Annotated in this window: 18 protein-coding genes and 1 pseudogene; 10 read left to right on the forward strand and 9 right to left on the reverse strand. The window is 64.1% G+C overall.

Going from position 1 to position 18579, the window contains the following annotated elements; all coding sequences use genetic code 11:
* The 5 genes and pseudogenes from H163_RS23370 to H163_RS0120815 form a co-directional block, all read left to right on the forward strand.
* Positions 1-242 (forward strand): transposase (locus H163_RS23370; RefSeq protein ID WP_019966080.1); only part of this gene is annotated, 242 nt, incomplete at its 5' end.
* A 49-nt stretch (positions 243-291) separates the two neighbouring features.
* Positions 292-591: pseudogene (locus tag H163_RS0120800) on the forward strand (carbohydrate ABC transporter permease); the annotation flags it as partial.
* Between the two features lie 73 nt (positions 592-664).
* Entirely contained in the window at positions 665-1501 is an 837-nt protein-coding gene (locus H163_RS0120805) for a carbohydrate ABC transporter permease (protein ID WP_040679409.1), read from the forward strand.
* Between the two features lie 2 nt (positions 1502-1503).
* Positions 1504-1788: a DUF2160 domain-containing protein gene (locus H163_RS0120810; RefSeq protein WP_019966553.1), complete on the forward strand. Its 285-nt coding sequence runs from the start codon at positions 1504-1506 to the stop codon at positions 1786-1788.
* A gap of 66 nt (positions 1789-1854) precedes the next feature.
* Entirely contained in the window at positions 1855-3579 is a 1725-nt protein-coding gene (locus tag H163_RS0120815) for an ABC transporter substrate-binding protein (RefSeq protein ID WP_026356139.1), read from the forward strand.
* A gap of 61 nt (positions 3580-3640) precedes the next feature.
* Here the strand turns inward: H163_RS0120815 and H163_RS23375 are convergent, their stop codons facing one another.
* Genes H163_RS23375 through mbhE form a run of 9 tightly spaced genes read right to left on the reverse strand, consistent with a single transcriptional unit; the run spans position 3641 to position 13002 of the window.
* On the reverse strand, positions 3641-5002 hold the full coding sequence (locus tag H163_RS23375; protein ID WP_425594383.1) for a sigma-54-dependent transcriptional regulator: 1362 nt from the start codon (positions 5000-5002) through the stop codon (positions 3641-3643).
* A complete protein-coding gene (locus H163_RS0120825) occupies positions 4999-6447 on the reverse strand; it encodes a sensor histidine kinase (RefSeq protein WP_040679406.1) in 1449 nt (482 codons plus the stop codon). The genes H163_RS23375 and H163_RS0120825 overlap by 4 nt, the downstream gene beginning before the upstream one ends.
* A 43-nt stretch (positions 6448-6490) precedes the next feature.
* Complete coding sequence (gene mnhG / locus H163_RS0120830; protein ID WP_019966556.1) at positions 6491-7765, reverse strand: monovalent cation/H(+) antiporter subunit G; 1275 nt, start codon at positions 7763-7765, stop codon at positions 6491-6493.
* The gene (locus tag H163_RS0120835) at positions 7765-8055 is read right to left on the reverse strand and encodes an MrpF/PhaF family protein (protein ID WP_019966557.1); all 291 of its coding nucleotides are present in this window, start codon (positions 8053-8055) and stop codon (positions 7765-7767) included. Before H163_RS0120835 ends, mnhG begins: the two co-directional genes overlap by 1 nt.
* Complete coding sequence (locus tag H163_RS0120840; RefSeq protein ID WP_019966558.1) at positions 8052-8387, reverse strand: Na+/H+ antiporter subunit E; 336 nt, start codon at positions 8385-8387, stop codon at positions 8052-8054. Before H163_RS0120840 ends, H163_RS0120835 begins: the two co-directional genes overlap by 4 nt.
* Positions 8384-9889 (reverse strand): Na+/H+ antiporter subunit D, encoded by a 1506-nt coding sequence (locus tag H163_RS0120845; protein ID WP_019966559.1) that lies wholly within the window; start codon positions 9887-9889, stop codon positions 8384-8386. Before H163_RS0120845 ends, H163_RS0120840 begins: the two co-directional genes overlap by 4 nt.
* Positions 9882-10268: an NADH-quinone oxidoreductase subunit K gene (locus tag H163_RS0120850; protein ID WP_019966560.1), complete on the reverse strand. Its 387-nt coding sequence runs from the start codon at positions 10266-10268 to the stop codon at positions 9882-9884. The genes H163_RS0120845 and H163_RS0120850 overlap by 8 nt, the downstream gene beginning before the upstream one ends.
* Positions 10265-10669, reverse strand: coding sequence for a Na(+)/H(+) antiporter subunit B (locus H163_RS0120855; RefSeq protein WP_019966561.1), 405 nt, complete (start codon positions 10667-10669; stop codon positions 10265-10267). Before H163_RS0120855 ends, H163_RS0120850 begins: the two co-directional genes overlap by 4 nt.
* Before the next feature lie 5 nt (positions 10670-10674).
* Positions 10675-13002 carry a hydrogen gas-evolving membrane-bound hydrogenase subunit E gene (mbhE, locus tag H163_RS0120860; RefSeq protein WP_019966562.1) on the reverse strand — a complete coding sequence of 776 codons (2328 nt, stop codon included), beginning with the start codon at positions 13000-13002 and terminating at the stop codon, positions 10675-10677.
* Between the two features lie 260 nt (positions 13003-13262).
* Between mbhE and H163_RS0120865 the strand changes: the two genes are divergently transcribed.
* From H163_RS0120865 to H163_RS0120890, 5 genes are all read left to right on the forward strand, one after another.
* On the forward strand, positions 13263-13847 hold the full coding sequence (locus H163_RS0120865) for an ANTAR domain-containing response regulator (RefSeq protein WP_019966563.1): 585 nt from the start codon (positions 13263-13265) through the stop codon (positions 13845-13847).
* Between the two features lie 34 nt (positions 13848-13881).
* Positions 13882-15153: a CmpA/NrtA family ABC transporter substrate-binding protein gene (locus H163_RS0120870; RefSeq protein WP_425298538.1), complete on the forward strand. Its 1272-nt coding sequence runs from the start codon at positions 13882-13884 to the stop codon at positions 15151-15153.
* A gap of 351 nt (positions 15154-15504) precedes the next feature.
* Positions 15505-16794 (forward strand): CmpA/NrtA family ABC transporter substrate-binding protein, encoded by a 1290-nt coding sequence (locus H163_RS0120880; RefSeq protein WP_026356142.1) that lies wholly within the window; start codon positions 15505-15507, stop codon positions 16792-16794.
* A gap of 70 nt (positions 16795-16864) precedes the next feature.
* The gene (gene ntrB, locus H163_RS0120885; protein WP_019966567.1) at positions 16865-17761 is read left to right on the forward strand and encodes a nitrate ABC transporter permease; all 897 of its coding nucleotides are present in this window, start codon (positions 16865-16867) and stop codon (positions 17759-17761) included.
* A 14-nt stretch (positions 17762-17775) separates the two neighbouring features.
* On the forward strand, positions 17776-18576 hold the full coding sequence (locus H163_RS0120890; protein ID WP_019966568.1) for an ABC transporter ATP-binding protein: 801 nt from the start codon (positions 17776-17778) through the stop codon (positions 18574-18576).
* Positions 18577-18579 lie beyond the last annotated feature (3 nt).

Raw genomic sequence — 18579 nt, forward strand, 5'->3', positions numbered from 1 at the left:
TTCCCAAGGATGTCCGGCGGATCATTTATACGACGAATGCCATCGAGGCCTTGAATTCCAAGCTACGCCGCGCGGTACGGGCAAGGGGCCACTTCCCCTCTGACGAGGCGGCCACCAAACTCCTGTATCTGGTCTTGAACAGATCGGAGAAAGAGTGGAAAATGCCAGCCAGAGAATGGGCGATGGCTAAATCCCAATTCGCAGTTCTCTTCGCGGACCGTTTCCAAGCCGCGAGGGCGTAAACAGAAATGTTCAACCGCACGCCCGTACACGAAATTCCTGACACTCCCCGCCTCGCGCTGGAGCGTGTTCCGCTTCATCCAGCTGCCGAAGCTCAACCGGGTGCTCCAGATCGCCATCCTGCTGCGCTTCATGGACAGCTTCATGATCTACACCGAGCCCTTCGTCGTCACCGGCGGCGGACCGGGCAGCGTCACGACATTCCTGTCCATCGACCTCGTGAAGATTGCTGTCGGCCAGTTCGATCTCGGTCCGGCCTCGGCCATGTCGATCATCTACTTCCTGATCGTGCTGCTGGTGTCCTGGGTGTTCTACACCGTCACCACCCAGCCCGATGAAGACCGGACCTGAGGAGCCCCCCATGACACAGGACACCCAGACGACACGGGAAACCCGGACCGCTCCGGACTATCCGGTCGATGCCATGATCAAGGCACACAGCATCGGTGCAAGCCGCCGCCCGCGCTCGCTGCGCTGGCTGGTCCCGGCCTTCTACATATTGTTTCTGATCATCCCGATCTACTGGCTGGTCAACCTGTCCTTCAAGACGACCAACGAGATCCTGAGCGGGCTCTCGCTGTGGCCGCAGCAGCCGACCTTGCGCAACTACACGGTCATCTTCACGGATCCGGCCTGGTACGAAACCTACTTCAACTCCATGACCTATGTGGTCATGAACACGGTGATCTGCATCGCCGTTGCCCTGCCTGCCGCCTATGCATTCTCGCGCTACCGGTTCCTGGGCGACAAGCATCTGTTCTTCTGGCTGCTGACCAACCGCATGGCGCCGCCTGCGGTGTTCATCCTGCCCTTCTTCCAGCTCTATTCGGCCTTCGGTCTCATCGACACGCATATTGCGGTGGCGCTGGCGCACTGCCTGTTCAACGTGCCGCTGGCCGTCTGGATCCTGGAAGGCTTCATGTCCGGCGTGCCGAAGGAGATTGATGAGACGGCCTATGTCGACGGCTACTCCTTTCCGCGCTTCTTCGGGAAGATCTTCATGCCGTTGATCGCGTCCGGCATCGGTGTCACGGCCTTCTTCTGCTTCATGTTCTCCTGGGTCGAGCTGCTGATTGCCCGCACCCTCACGACAACCGATGCCAAGCCGATTGCCGCCGCGATGACCCGCACCAGCTCAGCCACCGGCTTCGACTACGGAGTGCTGGCGGCCGCCGGTGTGCTGACAATCATTCCGGGCGCGCTGGTGATCTGGTTCGTCCGCAAACATATCGCCAAGGGCTTTGCACTGGGGAGGGTGTAATCATGATCGATCTCAGCTGGATGGCCTGGACCTGGCAGACGGCCGCGTTCTTCATCCTGATCGGGCTGATGCTCGCCGGCATGGGCATCTGGGAATATGTCTCGCCCGGCGGCAACCCGCGCTACGGCATCCTGCGCATGACGACGACGCGCGGAGACCGGCTGTTCATTTCGCTGCTTGGCAGCGCTTTCATCAACATAGCCTGGCTTGGCTTCGGCGGCCCGGATCTGTGGTGGGCTCTCGCACTCTCGGCCGTCTACGCCATCGGCGTATTCCGCTTCGTTTAGCGAGTAGGGACCCGGCGGAGCTCTCTGCCGGGGGGAGTGATGGTGCATACGCTATGGGAGGAAAACATGCGGAAGCACATGATGACATCGGCAAGCCTGCTTGCGCTCGTGCTGGGGGTCAGTCAGGCCCAGGCGGGCATGGACGAGGCGAAGGCATTCCTTGACAGCGAAATCAAGGACATGTCCGTTCTCGACCGGGCAGCGCAGGAAGCGGAAATGCAATGGTTCGTGGATGCCGCCAAGCCGTTCCAGGGCCTGTCGCTGCGCGTCGTCTCCGAAACGATCACCGCCCACGACTATGAATCCAAGGTGCTGGCACCGGCGTTTGAACGGATCACGGGCATCAAGGTCAGCCATGATCTGATCGGCGAGGGCGACGTGATCGAGAAGCTGCAGACGCAGATGCAGTCGGGTGACAACATCTACGATGCCTATGTCAATGACTCCGACCTGATCGGCACCCATTGGCGCTACCAGCAGGCCCGCAACCTGACCAAGTGGATGGCGGGCGATGCCAAGGACGTGACCAACCCCGGGCTGGACCTCGCGGACTTCATCGGCACCTCCTTCACCACCGCCCCTGATGGCGATCTCTATCAGCTGCCGGACCAGCAGTTCGCGAACCTCTACTGGTTCCGGTACGACTGGTTCAGCGACGAGAAGAACAAGGCCGACTTCAGGGCCAAATATGGCTATGACCTGGGCGTGCCGGTCAACTGGTCGGCCTATGAGGATATCGCCGAGTTCTTCACCGGGCGCGAGATTGATGGCAAGAAGGTCTTTGGCCATATGGATTATGGCAAGAAGGACCCGTCACTCGGCTGGCGCTTCACCGATGCCTGGCTCTCCATGGCCGGAAACGGTGACAGGGGCATTCCGAACGGCAAACCGGTGGATGAGTGGGGCATCAAGGTTGACGAGAACTCCCGCCCGGTCGGCTCCTGCGTTGCCCGTGGCGGTGACACCAACGGCCCGGCTGCGGTTTACTCTGTCGCCAAATATCTGGAATGGCTGAAGAAATACGCTCCGCCGCAGGCGCAGTCCATGACCTTCTCGGAAGCCGGTCCCATCCCGGCGCAGGGTGACGTGGCCCAGCAGATCTTCTGGTACACCGTGTTCACGGCCGACATGGTCAAGCCCGGCCTTGCCGTGGTGAACGAGGATGGGTCGCCGAAGTGGCGCATGGCCCCATCCCCGCATGGCGTCTACTGGAAGGAGGGCATGAAGCTCGGCTATCAGGACGTTGGCTCCTGGACGATCCTGAAATCCACCCCGGATGACCGCGCCAAGGCGGCCTGGCTCTATGCCCAGTTCGTCACGTCCAAGACTGTCGATCTGAAGAAGAGCCATACGGCGATCAGCTTCGTGCGCCAGTCCACCCTCGACCATCCGAGTTTTACCGAGCGTGCGCCGGAACTGGGCGGCCTTGTCGAGTTCTACCGCTCGCCGGCCCGCCTGCAGTGGTCACCGACGGGCACCAACGTGCCGGATTACCCCAAGCTTGCCCAGCTCTGGTGGCAGGCGGTTGGTGATGCGGCAGCGGGCACGAAAACCCCTCAGGAAGCAATGGACGCGCTTTGCGCCGAACAGGAAAAGGTGCTCTCCCGTCTGGAGCGCGCCGGGGTACAGGGCGATCTCGGCCCGAAACTGGCCGAAGAGCATGACCTTCAGTACTGGCATGAGGATGCGGTGGAGAAGGGCAATCTTGCCCCGCAGCTGCCCATCGAAAACGAGAAGGAACAGCCCATCACCGTCAACTACGACGAGCTGGTGAAGAGCTGGCTCAAGTGACCGGGAGCCTTCCGGTCTGATGCCTCTGACGGCCAGGATGCTTCCCGCATTCTGGCCGTTCCTATTCCCGGACGGTTCTTAACTGTCCTCGTCCCGGCTGATGCCGTGGCGGCGCATTTTTTCCCATAAGGTGCTGCGGGAGATGCCAAGGCTGTTGGCGGCAGCGCTGGTGGAGCCGCCCGCCTGGGCGAGAGCCGCGATGATATGGGCCCTTTCGGCGGCATCGCGCACATCGGCAAGCGGTGTTCCCGGTCCGGCGGCGGCAATGACCGGGGGGGGCCGTCCGGCTGAGGCCTTCGGGGAAAATATCGGTTTCTGTCAGGGTGCTGCCGCTGCCAAGCGCGACGGCCCGTTCCACGCGGTTGATCAGTTCACGGAAGTTGCCCGGCCAGCCATGCAGCCGTGCGGCGTCTTTCGCGGTCTCGCTCAGCGGCGGCGCGCCAAGGCCCATGCGGGCGGCCGCTTCTGCCGCAAGCCGTTCCAGCAGGGCCGGGATCTCCTCCCGCCGTTCGCGCAAGGGCGGCAGCTTGCAGGTGATGACATTGATGCGGAACCACAGGTCTTCGCGGAAGGCGCCGCTCGTGGCCATGGCCTCCAGATCCTTGTTCGTGGCGCAGACCACCCGCGCCTCGAAACGCCGGCTCTGGCTGGCGCCGAGGCGCCGGAATTCGCGCGTTTCCAGCACGCGCAGCAGCTTGACCTGCAAGGCAGGGGGCAGATCGCCGATTTCGTCGAGAAACAGCGTGCCGTCTTCTGCTTCCTCGAAGAAACCGCGATGGGCTGCGCCTGCACCGGTGAAAGCTCCGCGCTCATGGCCGAAGAGCAGGGAATCGGCGAGGTCCGCCGGCAGCGCCCCGCAGTTGACCGGCACGAAGGGCTTGCCCTTGCGTGGTCCTGCCTCATGCACATAGCGGGCTGCCACTTCCTTGCCCGAGCCCGTTTCTCCCAGCAGCAGGACAGGCAGATCGATAGCTGCCGCCCGGCGCAGGGTGCTGCCGGTCTTTTCCATGGCCGGGCTGCCTGAAAAGGGATCTGCAGTGCTGCCTGCCAGACTGCGGCGGCGGCTGGCGATCGTCTGCAGCGTGTCGACAAGGGCATCGAGGTCGAAGGGCTTGCTGACGTAGTCAAGCGCCCCGTCGCGCACCAGCCGCACCGCCTGGTCGATGTCACCATAGGCGGTCATGAAGATCACCGGCACCATGCCGGACCGCGCGAAATGCTGCCGCATGACGCTTTCGCCATCGCCGTCCGGCAGGCGGATGTCGGAGAGGATGATGTCCGGTGCATCCCCGTCCAGCGCTGCGCGGGCCTCGCTGGCCGAGCGGGCCCAGCGGACCTTGAAGCCTTCCAGCTCCAGCCGCTGGCGCAGGGAGGCGCCGAGGGTCGCGTCGTCCTCGACCACGAGGATGCGGCTCGCCGTCATCTGGCCTTGCTCCCGATTTCCGGTTCGCTGGTGAGGGTCAGCTGCACCGTGGTGCCTGCGCCCTCCTTGCTGCGGATCGACAGGTCCGCGCCGATCCGCGCCACCAGATTGGACACCACCCAGATGCCGATGCTGCGTTCCACCGGCACATCATCGACCTGGCCGGAGATGATGGCCGCCACCAGTTCCGGCGGCATGCCGGGGCCTTCGTCGGTGACCTTCAGCACCACCTTGTGTGCGGCTTGATCCCGGCCAAGGCCAATGGTGACGATGCCGCCGGGCGGTGAGGCGCGCACCGCGTTGAGCATCAGATTGATGAGGATCTGGCGCAGGGCGTCCGCATCGGTCATCACCTGCGTGGCCTCATCAAGCTCCCAGGCCAGAACCACCCCGGCACGCCGGGCCTCGGGGGCGATCAGCAGCTCCAGATCCTGAATGTCGCGTGCCGTGAGAAGCTTGGCGCCCGAGCGCCTGCGATAGGTGGACAGGGTGACATCGACGACGCGGCCAATGCTGTCGAGCCCGTTCTCCAGAAAGTCGAGGGTTTCCTTACGCACCTCTTCACGGTCGCCAAAGCGCCGGAGGGTGGAAATGCCGTTCTTCAACCCGGCGAGGGGGTTGCGCACCTCATGGGCGATGCTGGCGGCCATGCGTGCCAGCAGCCCGTCCCGCTCCTGCTGGGCCATCTGCTCCAGCATGCTCACCCGCTGGGCTTCGGACTGCTCCCGCAGGGCGAGGGCGGCTTCCAGCTGGCGCAGCTCGTCGCCGCGCCGCCATCCGGCTGCCCCGGAAGCGTCGGCTTCCTGATCGGCAAGGCGGTCGATGAACCTGTCAAGCGGCATGAGAGCCCGGCGCGTCACCGCATAGGTGGCCAGTGCCGCAATGATGGCGACAAGGATGTCGATCCCCAGAGCAACGCTTGCTGCCATGCTGGCCGCATCTTCAAGAGGCGTCGTGTCAAAGGTGGCGGCGAGATAAAGGCGCCGGTCCTCGAGAGGATAGCTGCGGGCAATCAGCAGCACCGGCCGGTCTGGCACGCTGGTGAGGCTGACACCTTCCGGCCCGAGCGTTTGCGCCTCGCTGAGCGCCTGGTTCAGCAGGTCTTCGTCTGTTTCTGTCAGCACCGCCGTGCGGACGGTGCCGGTCCTGTCGGTCCACCGGGCCGCCATGCCCTGTTCAAGCAATGCCGTCCGGAAGGTAAGGGAGGCCGCCAGCTGGGCGCCGACTGTTTCCTCTGCGTCCTTGCCCTTGATTTCAGCGGCGATATGTCCGGCAACAGCATCCAGAAACACCAGGGCCTGATCCCTCAGGCCGGTTTCATTGCTGGAGCGCAGCACCATGACGCCAATCTGGGTCGTGCCCACCGCCACGACGAACATGGCGATGGCCACGAACAGGGGCAGGGCAACGGACAAAGGCAGCTTTGATCGCAAAGATGTCGTCATGTCCAATTGCAATAGCCCAACCGCAAGCCGGGGTGCCAGAGCTTTATGCCGTCTGGCCAGAATGCGGCTCCATGATCAGCACGTCGCTTTCCAGGCCCGGTGCGATGCGTTCGCGCCAGGGCGTGCCGTACCAGCTGGTGCGCAGGGGGCGGGGCGTGTGGCCGAGTATGACGGCGCGCACGCCTTCCGCCCCTGCCGGGATGGAACAGTCATCACCTTCTGCGGCCAATTGCATGTAGTCACAGCCAAAGCGGCGGGCAACGCCGGTAATATGCGACGGGCTGTCCGGCTGGTTGGTGACATGGACAAGCTTCGTCACGTCCCAAAGGCCGCTGAGCAGGGCCCATTCCGTCAGGGCGGGCAGATGGGCTTCGCCGCAGTCGCGCACCACGAGCGTGCGGGCGCTTTCCGGCAGGGACTTGCCAGATGTGAAGAGAACCGGGCCGCGGTGGCAGGACGGCAGGCGCAGCAGACCATCCGGCTCCCAGGTGGTCAGGTCGCGGCGGCCCTCTGTCTGATGATGGAACCAGCCCTTGCAGGGCAGCACCAGCAGCGTCCGGCCCGGTGCGTCTGCGCACATGAGAAGCTGCTCGGGATCACCTTCGTCATAGACCAGCACCGGCTCGGATGACGCCCGGGACGTGCAGGCCTTCAGCGCCCGCAATGCGCCGCTGGCCTTGTCGCGGATCATCCTGCGCATTTGCGCGTGATCACTGGCTGCCGTGATGGCATGGGTGTCGATCAGCACATAGGCGGTCAGTCCGGCGCCATTGCCTTTGGCGATGGCACAGGCCCGTTCCGCTGGTGGCTGCACTTCGCCGTCGATGACTGCAAAGCGCACTGCCTCCAGCACGGGCAGCGGCTTCAATGCGCCTCGCGGTTCGGCAAGATGGCGGAAGGGCGCTGCTGCCCGGCGGCCGTCCGGCTCAAGCACTGCGTCCCCGGCCGGCCAGCCGGTGGGCCACTGGGTGCGCTCGTCCAGCGGCTGGGGCGCCCGGTGCAGCACGCCCTGCAGCGCATCCCCGCCGGCAAGCGCCAGCCGGGCGCCGGAGACATAGGCGGCGCGGCCCAGAAGATGGCCAGCGACAGGCACGGTCAGCAGCAGGAACAGCAGGGTGAAAAGCCCCAGCACCACCGCATCCATCTCGCCGTGGGCGATAATGCTGCCGAGCAGCACGAGGCCCGCGCCCAGGGTTCCGGCCTTGGTGGCGGCATGCATGCGCTGGAACGGGTCCGGCAGCTTCATGACGCCCAGAGCGGCGATGCACAGAAAGGCGACACCTGCCAGTTTCAGCAGGACGGAAAGCAGCAAGAGCATCACTTGTCCTCCTTCTTCTTTTCAAGCAGCGCCGACAGCGAGCAGGTGGCGAGGAAGCCGACCAGGGCGATGCCGAAGGCGATATCCAGAAATTCCCGCCGCCCTGTGCCGATCATGGTCAGCGCGGCAATGGCGACGGCGATGCCGGTCAGCATGTCCAGCGCGACGAAGCGGTCGGCATAGCCGGGGCCGGTGACCATGCGGATGGCGGCAAGCGTCAGGGGCACCATCAGGATTGCGATCAGGATGGCGGCGAAGAGGGTCAGGTAGCTGTCCAGAAACTCGATCATCCTTCTATCTCCTTGATGCGCTTCTCGAATGTGTCCTTGATGTTGTCCGCGACCACAGCCGGATCGGCGGCATCCAGAACGTGAACGTAGAGGGTGCTGAGGTCCTCGCTGACATGCAGCGAGGTGGTTCCCGGCGTCAGGCTGACGCAATTGGCCAGCATGGTGACACCGGCGCGGCTGCGCAGGTTGACCGGCACCGCCACAATGGCCGGGCGCAGTGCCGTGCGGTTGCCCAGAACCTGCCGGGCTACCGTGATGGACGAGGCCACCAGTTCTCTCAGAAACACGAGCCCGAGAATTGCAGACTGGCCGATGCGAATGGCGAGGGTCATGGCGTCACTCCTGCGGTCTTGAGTTCGGTATCGAAGGCGCTGATGAACTCCGACGGATTGCCGAGGCTCTCGCCGGCCAGATTGGAGAAGGCAATCAGTGGTTCAGGGTTGAAGCCGATGGCGAGGGTGATGATGCCCAGCACTGCGATGGGGGCCACCATGGCCAGCGGCACGGGACGTGCCCTGACCTTTCGGACCGGCTCCTTCCAGAAGGCCTCGATCCAGATCTTGCTCATGGAGAAGATTGTCAGGAGGCCGACAAAGAGCGCGACGGCGGCAAGCCAGGCGGCATCATTCTGGAAGGAGGCATCCACCACCATGAACTTGGCCCAGAAGCCCGACAGAGGCGGGATGCCGGCCAGCGACAGGGCGGGGATGGCAAACAGCACCGCCAGCAGAGGCGAGGACTTCATCAGCCCGCCGGACTTGCGCAGGTCGAAGGACCCGGTCGTCCGGTGGATGGCGCCTGCGATGAAGAACAGGTTCGCCTTCACCACGATGTGGTGGATGATGTAGAAGACCGCGCCTGCCAGAGCCAGCGGCGTTGCGATGGCAAGGCCCAGCATGATGTAGCCGATCTGGCTGATGATGTGGAACGACAGGATGCGCCGCACGTCCCACTGCACCGCCGCGCCAAAGACGCCGAACAGCATGGTCCCGGCTGCGAACATGGCCATCAGCGGCTTCAGTCCGCCGTTGTCCACCTCGAAGAGCAGGGTGAAGACGCGGAACAGCGCATAGACGCCCACCTTCGTCAAAAGGCCCGCAAACACCGCCGAAACGATGATCGACGCCGTGTGGTAGGAGGCCGGCAGCCAGAAGAACATCGGGAAGAAGCCCGCCTTGATGCCGAAGGCCAGCAGGAACATCATCGCCGACAGGCTGAGGGCCGCCGAGGACTCGGTGCGCGGCAGAACGGTGGCGAGGTCCGCCATGTTCAGCGTGCCGGTGGCGCCATAGAGCAGCCCGATCGCCATAAGGAACAGGATGGTCGAGAACAGGTTCAGCACCGCATATTTGATCGCCCCGTCGATCTGCGCACGGGTGCGGTCCAGCGTGATGAGGCCGAGCGTCGCGATCAGCATCACTTCAAACCAGACATAGAGGTTGAAGATGTCGCCGGTCAGGAAGGCGCCGTTGACGCCGGTCATCAGGCCGAGGAACAGCGGGTAGAAGCCAGAGCGGATCTGGCGCTGGCGCAGGTCCGCGAGGGCAAAGACCAGTGCACACAGAGCCAGAAGGCTGGAGATCACCACCATGGCCGCGCTGAAGCGGTCTGCGGCAAAGACGATGCCGAAGGGCGGGGCCCAGCCTCCGAAGGCCTTGGTCAGGATTGTGCCGGTCATGGTCTCGCGGAGCACCAGCACGGAGGCGGCCAGCGTGAGGGTGATGCCGGTGAGGGCCACGGCGCGCTGCACGGCCGGCCACATATGGAAGGCGGCAGCCAGCGCGGCGGCGGCCAGCGGCAGGATGACGGGCCAGAGAAGAAGCGTGTCAGCCATTGCGGGTGGCCTCCTTGTCAAAGGGCGAGCCCAGCTCTTCGGCCGCGTTCTGCTCGTCGGTGAAGACGGAGCCGAGGGCCGAGTAAGCCTTGAGCACGAGAGCAGCGGCAAATGACACCAGCGCAAAGCCGATGACGATGGCAGTCAGGATCAGAGCCTGGGGCAGCGGGTTGGCCGATTCTGCGCCCAGGGTTTCATCGCCCTTCGGGATGATCGGCGGGGCGGTGAACTGAAGTCCTCCGGCGACGAAGATCAGCAGGTTCACCGCTGCCGACAGCAGCACGACGCCGAACAGGATGCGCATCACGTGCCGCGACAGCAGCAGATAGATGCCTGCGCCCATCTGGGCGGAAATGGCAAAGGCGTAGATGAGGCTCACTGTTCCACTCCCTCATAAAACCGGAAGACCAGCGACAGCACGCCGCCGATGACGACCATGAAGACGCCGATGTCGAAGATCGTGGCTGTGCCCACGTGTGTTGAGCCGAGGCTCGTCCACCAATGGGTCAGGAACGAACCATCCGAGAAAAGACCCGGCAGGCCGCTGACGAAGGACAGGAACAGGCCGCAGCCCATCAGCGTGACGGGGTGAACCATCAGTGCGCGGCGGGCCGTCTCCACGTTTCCGGCCAGCGCCAGCAGCGCAAAGCCAAGGGCGGCAAACAGCCCCCCGATGAAGCCGCCGCCGGGTTCGTTATGGCCGCGGAAGAGCATGTAGATGGACGCCGCGAGCATCAGCACGAAGACGAGACGGGACATGGTTGAGAAGATGATGGACATGACTGTCACTCCTTCGTGCTGGCAGGCTTGCGGGCACTGCGCAGCAGGCCCCAGGCGGCGATGGTTGCGAGGGCGACGACGGCGATCTCACCCAGCGTGTCGATGGCGCGGTAGTCAACGAGGATCACGTTGACGACGTTGCGGCCATAGGCTTCCAGGTAGCTGGTCTCGCCGAAATATTCGGACAGGCGCAGGTCAACCGGGGTGACGCCGATGGAGGCGAGCGCGACGAACATGATCACGGCAAAGCCGGTGGCGATCAGGCCATCGCGGCGCCGCTCGCTGACGGTGCGCGAGTGGCGGCGGCGCGAGGGCAGGCGCAGCAGCACCGCCGTCATCAGGATGACGATCAGCGTTTCCACGGCGGTTTGCGTCAGGGCGAGATCCGGCGCGCCGTTGAGCATGAAGACCACGGCAGAGCCGAAACCGGTGACGCCTGCTGCCACGAGCCCGGCGATCAGCGAGCGCACGAAGACCGTTGCGATGGCACCTGCCGCCGTCAGCAGCAGCACCAGCACCACGGAGATGCGGATGCGGCCTTCACCCGCCAGGAAGTCCCAGGAGGGTGCCGAGAGGAAGGCGAAGGCAAGACCCGCGATCACCGTCAGCATCACGATGGTGGTGTAGCGGTGCTGGTCGCCGTTCTGCAGGGTGCGGGTCGACAGGCGCGCCGTACCCAGAATGCCGTTGAGCGCCTTGTGATAGAACCGGTCACCCAGCCAGGCATAGAACCGGTCGTAGTGGCGCAGCGTGTTGTGGATGCGGGTCCACTGCAGCACGATCACGGCACCGATGGAGATGACGAGGGCCGACAGCATCAGCATGGGCGTCAGGCCGTGCCACAGCTTGAAGGACACATCCACCGGCTGGCCATAGAGGGCCGAGGCGGCAGGGGCGATGAGCCACTGGGCCACCGGACCTGGCACGAGGCCGATCAGGATGCCGCCGGCGGCCAGCAGCAGCGGACCCACGAGCAGGCCCGGCGTCTCGCCATGACGCACCTCGCTGACGCGCTCTGCCTTGAAGTAGAACGGGCGGATCGACACCACACCGGCCACGCCCACCATCACCGCATTGACGAGAACGGCGGCTGCAACAGGCAGGAAGTTCCAGTCGCTGGCGAGCTGTGCCTCGAACAGGTACTCCTTGGAGATGAAGCCGACGAAGGGCGGCAGGCCGGCCATCGACAGGCTGGCCAGCACGGCAGCAACAGCGGTAACCGGCAGGAAGCGGGCGAGTCCGCCCAGCTTGCTGAGGCTTGCCTCGCCCGTGGCATGAATGGCGGTGCCTGCACAGAAGAACAGCGCCGCCTTGTAAAGGGCATGGGCGAGGATGAAACCGGCTGTGGCCACGGCTGCAACTTCACCGGTCAGGCCGATCAGCATCACCAGAATGCCGAGCGAGGCGACGGTGGACTGGGCCAGCACGGCCTTGAAACCTTCCGCCCGCAATGCCTGCAGGGCAGCAATGATCATGGTCAGCGAGCCGACGATGACAAGCGTGTGGCCGAAGGCGGGCATTTCGGCAAAGACACCGTCGAACCGCGCCAGCAGGAACACGCCCAGCTTCACCATCGTGGCCGAATGCAGATAGGCGGAGGCCGGCGTCGGCGCGGCCATGGCATTCGGCAGCCAGAAGTGGAACGGGAACTGCGCGCTCTTGGTGAAGGCGCCGATCATGATCAGGACCGCGATCGTCCCGGCCCAGGGGCTGGCCACGAGTTCGCCGGAGCGGGCGAGCACCTCGGTGAAGGAGAAGGTCCCCATGGTCATGCCGATGACGAGAATGCCGGCAAACAGCACCAGGCCGCCGCCGCCGGTGACGACCAGAGACTGCAGGGCCGACTTGCGGGCAGCTTCCTTGTGGCCGTCAAAGCCGATGAGCAGGAACGAGGCCAGGCTCGTCAGCTCCCAGAAGACGAACATGACGATCAGGTTGTCGGAGAGCACCGTGCCCAGCATCGCCGCCATGAACAGCATGATGAGGCTGAGGAAACGGCCGGTCTCGGTGCGCGGCTTTTCCGCGAAATAGGCGCCGGCATAGATCACCACCAGCGTGCCGATGCCGCTGATCAGCAATCCGAAGAGCAGTGAAAAGCCGTCCAGGCGGAACGCGAGTTCCACACCCAGCGACGGCACCCAGGCGAGTTGCGCGGTCAGGGCCTCGCCCGAGGCGACCTGTCCGGCCTGCATCAGCAGCGAAACAAAGATGCCCAGGGGGATGAGGCACACCACCCAGCTGGTTGCGCGCCCCAGAAATGTCGAAGCTGGCCGCGCAATCGCTGCGCCGGCCAGTGCGGCAAGTATGCTCCATTCAAAGCTCACGGCTTGCATCCCTCTTGCTGTTTGCCCCTGTATTGGCAAGAGCTGTGCCAGCGGAATTTTTCTTTTTATTTCAATGGATTTTCCTGCTGTAGAGTTCCTCCTGTCCGGATTTCCGGACGGCTGCCGGGGCCCCCGTCCGGAAATCCGGACAGGGGCGCATGCCCTGCCGCAGATGGTGAAAAGGGGCTTTGGAGCCCGTGTGAGGGGCGTGCCTATAAAACGTGCAGTGCGAGTGTTGCGCTGCAGAAAAGCCCCGGCATAATCGCGGCATGGACGCTGCCCTGACCGTACTCGTGATCGATGAGAACGACATTCGCGCCTCGATCATCGAGCGCGGATTGCGGGAGGCCGGGCATGAGCGGGTGATCCTCCTGTCCAGCATGGACGGGCTGGTGCGCCGCATCGTCGAGATCGACCCGGATGTGATCGTGATCGATCTGGAAAACCCCAACCGTGACCAGCTGGAGCATCTGTTTCAGGTGTCGCGCGCGGCCCAGCGGCCGATTGCCATGTTCGTGGACCGCTCGGAAAGCGGCATGGTCGCGGCGGCGGTGGAGGCGGGGGTGTCGGCCTATGTGGTCGATGGGCTCAGGCAGGAGCGGGTGAAGCCGATCCTCGACATGGCCATTGCCCGGTTCAACGCTTTTTCGCGGCTGCAGCAGGAACTGGCAGAGGCACGCAACGCGCTGGAAGAGCGCAAGGTGGTGGAGCGGGCCAAGGGTATCCTGATGAAATCCCGCGGGCTCAGCGAGGAAGAGGCTTTCACGCTGCTGCGGCAGACGGCGATGAACGAGAAGAAGAAGATCGCGGACATCGCCCAGAGCGTTGTCACCGCAGCCGGCTTGCTGCTGTGAACGGCCGGCCGGAATGGGGAGCGCGTAAAAGGAGTTGGACAGGATGAACGCACACCCGGCACATGCCCCCGATCTTCCCCTGCCCGGCAAGGGGCCGGGCCGGGAGCCGCGCGTGCTCAGGGCCGGGTTCATTCCGCTCGTTGACGCCTCGATCCTGCTGGCCGCTGCCGAGGCGGGCTTTGCCGAACGCGAGGGTTTGCGGCTGGAACTGGTGCGTGATGTGTCCTGGGCCAATGTGCGCGACAGGCTCGCCTTCCGCCAGTTCGATGTTGCCCATATGCTTTCTCCAATGCCCGTGGCGGCCCAGCTTGGCCTTGGTTCCAACCCGTCGCCTGCGGTCACGCCTTTCTTTCTGGGGCAGGGCGGCAATGCCATCACGCTGGCGCTGCGGCTGTTCGAGGAAATGGCGGCGCTTGCCGAAGGCGTGGAACGGGCTGATGCGCTGGGCTGCGCCAGGGCTTTGGCGCTGGTGGTGCGGGCGCGGCGCGAGGGCGGCATGGCGCCGCTGACGCTGGGCGTCACCTATCCGTTTTCCTCGCATAACTATGAGTTCCGCTACTGGCTGGCGGCTGGCGGCATTGATCCGGATGCGGATGTGCGGCTGGTGGTCGTGCCGCCGCCGATGACCTCCGACGCGCTGGAAGCAGGCGCCATTGACGGCTTCTGCGTCGGAGCGCCGTGGAACATGATTGCCTCCGAGCGCGGCGTGGGGCGGATCGTTGCCGTCAAGCAGGACATCTGGCCGCTGGCGCCGGAAAAGGTGCTGGCCATGCGGCCGGAATGGGCCGATGCCAATCAGGACACGGTGATGCGGCTGATCGTGGCGCTGGACCGGGCGGCGCGCTGGTGTCAGGCGCCGGAAAACCACGATGATCTGGCCGCGATCCTTGCCGATCCGCGCTATCTGGGGGCACCGAAGGACATCCTGCGCCGCGTTCTCGCGGGCGAATTCAGCCTCGATGCCCATGGCCGCACGCGCCGGATCGACAGCTATTTCCGCTTCCATGGGCAAGGGGCGAATGTGCCCAGCCAGACGCTGGCCTTGTGGATCTACAGCCAGATGATCCGCTGGGGGCAGGCGGAGTTTTCGCAGGCACTGGCGGAGAAAGCTGCCAGTGCCTGCCGCCCGGATCTTTACCGCGATGCGCTGGGTGCCGATGCGGATGCAGACCTTGATGAGGCCGCGCTGACTGCCGCATCCTTCATGGATGGTGCGCGCTTTGATCCTCAGGACATCATGGCCCATGTGGAGGGTTTCCCGGTGCGCCGCAGGCCCGGTGAGCCGGTTCCGCTCTCTGAGGTGTGAGTGGATTCAATTTGTGCAGATAAGTTGCTGCACTGCATGATGATGCACAAAAAGGTGGCTCAGTGAATATGCACCTGCCAGAGGCCTGAAAGCGTGTTTTCCAGAAAATTATTATAATTCAAGTGGATGTGGGCCTCGTCTGCGTTTGGCACGGCGCTTGCTTTTAAGACTGCACTCCGGTCAACGGCGACCGGATACATCGAACGCACATAACCGCGTTCACGAGAGACATCGACGTCGCTTGGTTTGCAGCCGGGAACCTCCCTTCCCGCGCGCAGTCACCGGGCGGCGTTTTTTGTTTTGGGCTCCAGGAAAAACAGAAGGGCCCGGGCAAAGAAGGGGACAGACACGATGAGCATCACCACAGCCGGCCTCAGCCGCCGCACCTTGTTGAAGTCCACCGCCGCCGCCGCCCTTGCCGGGGCTGTGAAGTCGGCGTTTCCCTCCGGCGCCTTTGCACAAGGGGCAGGGCCAGAGACAACCCGTGCCGTTCTCGGCTTCATCGCGCTGACCGATTCCGCGCCGCTGATCGTGGCCAAGGAGAAGGGGCTCTTCGCCAAATACGGCATGCCGGATGTGGAAGTGGTGAAGCAGGCCTCCTGGGGCACCACGCGTGACAATCTGGTGCTGGGCTCGCAAGGCAACGGCATCGATGGCGCGCATATCCTGACGCCGATGCCCTATCTCATCTCGGCCGGCAAGGTGACGCAGAACAACGTGCCGCTGCCGATGGTCATTCTCGCCCGCCTCAATCTGGATGCGCAGGGCATTTCGGTGGGCTCTGCCTACAAGGACCTTCAGGTCGGGCTCGATTCCAGCGTGCTGCGCGAAGCCTTTGCCGCACGCAAGGCGGCTGGCAACCCGGCCAAGGCGGCGATGACCTTCCCCGGAGGTACCCATGACCTGTGGATCCGCTACTGGCTGGCCGCCGGTGGCATCGATCCGGACACGGATGTGGAAACCATCGTCGTGCCGCCCCCGCAGATGGTGGCCAACATGAAGGTCGGCACCATGGACTGCTTCTGTGTGGGCGAGCCCTGGAACGAGCAACTGGTCAATCAGGGCATCGGCTTCACCGCCGTCAACACGGCGGAACTGTGGAACAAGCACCCCGAGAAGTCTCTGGGCATGCGCGCCGACTGGGTGGAGAAGAACCCGCGTGCGGCGCAGGCCCTGCTGATGGCCGTCATGGAAGCGGCCCAGTGGTGCGATGACATGGCCAACAAGGACGAGCTGTCCGCAATCGTCGGCAAGCGCGCCTGGTTCAACGTGCCGGCCAAGGACATCGTCGACCGCCTGAAGGGTGAATATGACTACGGCAACGGCAAGGTCGTCGAAGACAGCCCGCATTTCATGAAGTTCTGGCGCGACCACGCCTCTTATCCGTTCCAGAGCCACGATGCCTGGTTCCTCACCGAGGACATCCGCTGGGGCAAGTTCGAGCATGGCACCGACATCAAGGCCATGATCGCAAAGGTCAACCGTGAAGACCTGTGGCGCGAGGCAGCCAAGGCCCTGGGCGTCTCCGACATCCCGGCATCCACCTCACGCGGTGTGGAAACCTTCTTCGACGGCAAGGTTTTCGACCCGGAGAACCCCGAAGCCTACCTGAAGAGCCTTGCGATTACGCGGATCGCCTGAAGGCAGCATGAGATGCCCCGGAGCGGTGCTGCACCACTCCGGGGCTGAAGAAGACCCGAGGGAGAACCCGATGCCACAGACCCAGCTGAAGATGAAGGACGCCGCGATACGCAAGGCCACGGCCAGCGTCATCGCCTTTACCGCCCCCATGAAGACAAGCAGCCATTTCACCCGCGCCCAGGCGCTTGCCCGCAGCGCGTCGGAAACGCTGCTGCCGCCCGTGATCACCCTCGCCGTGCTTCTGGCCCTTTGGGAAGTTCTGTGCTCCTCACCCACCGCCAGCCTGCCGTCGCCTTCGAAGGTGCTGTCGGAGAGCTGGGAGATCATCGTCCATCCGTTCTACACCGGGCAGGGCATCGATCAGGGCATGTTCTGGCAGATCCTCGCCAGCCTGCAGCGCGTGGCTGCCGGCTATGCCTTCTCGGTTGTCGCAGGCATCGGCCTCGGTGTGCTCGTCGGCTCCAGCCAGTGGGCCATGCGGGGGCTTGATCCGATCTTCCAGGTGCTGCGCACCGTGCCGCCGCTGGCCTGGCTACCCTTGTCGCTGGCAGCCTTTCAGGATGGCAGCCCCTCGGCCATCTTCGTCATCTTCATCACCGCCGTCTGGCCGGTCATCATCAACACGGCGGTCGGCATCCGCAACATTCCGCAGGACTATCAGAACGTTGCCAGGGTGTTGCGGCTGAACGGCTTCGAGTATTTCGCCAAGATCATGCTGCCCGCTGCCGCGCCCTACATCTTCACGGGCCTGCGCATCGGCATCGGTCTGTCCTGGCTCGCCATCGTGGCGGCGGAAATGCTCATCGGCGGCGTCGGCATCGGCTTCTTCATCTGGGACGCGTGGAACTCGTCGCTGATCAGCGACATCATCGTCGCCCTCGTCTATGTCGGGGTCGTCGGCTTCTTCCTTGACCGTCTCATCGCCTTTGCTGGCCGCCTCGTCACCCGTGGCACCGCGAACGCCTGAACAGGAGAACCGGCATGGCACAGTCCTATCTTTCCCTGCAGCTTGTCTCCAAGACCTACGAGCGGGCAGGCCTCAAGTCCGAAGTGCTGCGTGAGGTTTCGCTCAATGCGGACAAGGGCGAGTTCATCTCCATCATCGGCCACTCCGGCTGCGGCAAGTCCACGGTGCTCAACATCATCGCGGGGCTCACCCCGGCGACGACGGGCGTGGTGTTTCTGGAAGGGCAGGTGGTGGATGCCCCCGGCCCGGAACGGGCGGTCGTCTTCCAGAACCACAGCCTGCTGCCCTGGCTGACCGTCTACGAGAATGTCGATCTGGCGGTCTCCAAGGTGTTCCGGGGCCGCAAGAGCAAGGCCGAGCGGCATGACTGGGTGATGCACAATCTCGATCTGGTGCAGATGGCCCATGCGGGCAGCAAGCGTCCGGCGGAAATTTCCGGTGGCATGAAGCAGCGCGTCGGCATCGCCCGGGCGCTCTCCATGGAACCCAAGGTGCTGTTGCTGGATGAGCCCTTCGGCGCACTGGATGCGCTGACCCGCGCCCATCTGCAGGATGCGGTGATGGAGATCCACGCCCGGCTCGGCAACACCATGATCATGATCACCCATGACGTGGACGAGGCCGTGCTTCTGTCAGACCGCATCGTGATGATGACCAACGGCCCGGCAGCCTGCATCGGCGAGGTGCTGGAGGTGCCGATCGAGCGCCCGCGCAACCGCATCGAGCTGGCCTCCGACCGCACCTATCTGAAGTGCCGCGAGGCTGTCCTGAAATTCCTCTACGAGCGTCACCGCTTCGTGGAAGCGGCGGAGTGAGAC

This window comes from Pannonibacter phragmitetus DSM 14782 (assembly GCF_000382365.1).
Lineage (GTDB): Bacteria > Pseudomonadota > Alphaproteobacteria > Rhizobiales > Stappiaceae > Pannonibacter > Pannonibacter phragmitetus.

Bases quoted from the DNA above. Each gene is read 5' to 3' on its own strand.
- H163_RS0120810 (WP_019966553.1), top strand. From the start codon at position 1,504: ATGATCGATCTCAGCTGGATGGCCTGGACCTGGCAGACGGCCGCGTTC.
- H163_RS0120890 (WP_019966568.1), top strand. From the start codon at position 17,776: ATGGCACAGTCCTATCTTTCCCTGCAGCTTGTCTCCAAGACCTACGAG.
- H163_RS0120825 (WP_040679406.1), bottom strand. From the start codon at position 6,447: ATGACGACATCTTTGCGATCAAAGCTGCCTTTGTCCGTTGCCCTGCCC.
- H163_RS23375 (WP_425594383.1), bottom strand. From the start codon at position 5,002: ATGACGGCGAGCCGCATCCTCGTGGTCGAGGACGACGCGACCCTCGGC.
- H163_RS0120815 (WP_026356139.1), top strand. From the start codon at position 1,855: ATGCGGAAGCACATGATGACATCGGCAAGCCTGCTTGCGCTCGTGCTG.
- H163_RS0120865 (WP_019966563.1), top strand. From the start codon at position 13,263: ATGGACGCTGCCCTGACCGTACTCGTGATCGATGAGAACGACATTCGC.
- H163_RS0120855 (WP_019966561.1), bottom strand. From the start codon at position 10,669: ATGTCCATCATCTTCTCAACCATGTCCCGTCTCGTCTTCGTGCTGATG.
- ntrB (WP_019966567.1), top strand. From the start codon at position 16,865: ATGCCACAGACCCAGCTGAAGATGAAGGACGCCGCGATACGCAAGGCC.
- H163_RS0120880 (WP_026356142.1), top strand. From the start codon at position 15,505: ATGAGCATCACCACAGCCGGCCTCAGCCGCCGCACCTTGTTGAAGTCC.
- H163_RS0120840 (WP_019966558.1), bottom strand. From the start codon at position 8,387: ATGACCCTCGCCATTCGCATCGGCCAGTCTGCAATTCTCGGGCTCGTG.
- mnhG (WP_019966556.1), bottom strand. From the start codon at position 7,765: ATGCTCTTGCTGCTTTCCGTCCTGCTGAAACTGGCAGGTGTCGCCTTT.
- H163_RS0120845 (WP_019966559.1), bottom strand. From the start codon at position 9,889: ATGGCTGACACGCTTCTTCTCTGGCCCGTCATCCTGCCGCTGGCCGCC.
- H163_RS0120835 (WP_019966557.1), bottom strand. From the start codon at position 8,055: ATGATCGAGTTTCTGGACAGCTACCTGACCCTCTTCGCCGCCATCCTG.
- mbhE (WP_019966562.1), bottom strand. From the start codon at position 13,002: ATGCAAGCCGTGAGCTTTGAATGGAGCATACTTGCCGCACTGGCCGGC.
- H163_RS0120805 (WP_040679409.1), top strand. From the start codon at position 665: ATGATCAAGGCACACAGCATCGGTGCAAGCCGCCGCCCGCGCTCGCTG.